Below are 538 nucleotides of genomic sequence, written 5' to 3'. Positions count from 1 at the left end.
TGGCCTTGCGCAGCTGGCTCGTGTCGATAAGCGGGTTGAGCTTGCCGCGCTCGCGGCGTGACTTGCCCTTGCGCACGATTTGTCCGTTTTCGTCCCGCTGGGCCGGGGGCCGCTTGTCCAGGGTGGCATCGGCCAGGGGCTCCCAGTCGTTGTCCACGAACTGGGCCTTGACGCTGTTCATGGCGATGATCCCGGCGCGGTTCAGCGCGGCGTCCACCCCGGCGACCTGGCCGCCCAGGGCCGCGTTGGCAGCGTCCCGCAACTGGTCCACGATCTTTTCTTGGGCGGCCCGGATGCCGGGCACCACAAACGCTCTGGCCGGAATGTTGCGCGCCGGGCTGCCCATCTCGTGGATGTAGCCGAGCTGCGCGTTGGTCACCGCCTCGCCATCTTCCTCCGTGCGGTCGCTCTTGTCGGCCGGGATGCCACAGGCCACCTCGCGCCCGGTCAGGGCGCGCATGGCCTTGGCCAAGTCGGCCATTTTGTCCACGGTCACACGGACGCCGGACTTCATACCTGGAGCCCTCCCGCGCCGATA

1 protein-coding gene is annotated in these 538 nt (G+C 68.4%); it reads right to left on the bottom strand.

Going from position 1 to position 538, the window contains the following annotated elements; translation table 11 throughout:
* Positions 1 to 514, bottom strand: a 514-nt coding sequence (locus QQS14_RS16565) for a hypothetical protein (protein WP_285908121.1), incomplete at its 3' end; no start/stop codon positions are given.
* Positions 515 to 538: the final 24 nt, after the last annotated feature.

The sequence above is a fragment of the Pseudodesulfovibrio pelocollis genome (assembly GCF_030282845.1).
Taxonomy (GTDB): Bacteria; Desulfobacterota; Desulfovibrionia; order Desulfovibrionales; family Desulfovibrionaceae; genus Pseudodesulfovibrio; species Pseudodesulfovibrio pelocollis.
The sequence above is the reverse complement of the archived record's forward strand: the minus strand, read 5'-3'. Positions and strand labels throughout refer to the sequence as shown.